The organism is Pauljensenia sp. UMB6358 (genome assembly GCF_030216865.1).
Classification (GTDB): Bacteria; Actinomycetota; Actinomycetes; order Actinomycetales; family Actinomycetaceae; genus Pauljensenia; species Pauljensenia turicensis_A.
On record NZ_JASOMS010000303.1, the window covers coordinates 1 to 232 of the forward strand.

At 55.6% G+C, this 232-nt stretch carries 1 protein-coding gene; it reads right to left on the reverse strand.

Translation table 11 applies throughout. The annotated features are described in order from the left end of the window. Positions 1–232: Rnf-Nqr domain containing protein (locus tag QP381_RS09550; protein WP_285068815.1), on the reverse strand; the 232-nt coding region annotated here is incomplete at both ends.

Consider the following 232-nt stretch of genomic DNA (forward strand, 5'->3'; position numbering starts at 1 on the left):
ACTTCACCAAACCACTAAAGCCCATAAAGGCCAGAGACATAAGACCTGCGGTAATTAACGCAATGGCATTACCGCGAAAAGGTGCCGGGACATCAGCCACAGCAAGGCGTTCGCGGATGGCGGCGAAGAGCACCATCACCAGCGAGAAACCAACGGCGGCGGCGAAACCGTACAGCGCGGACTGCAGGAAATTATGCCCGAGGTTAATATTCAGCAATGCCACGCCCAGCAC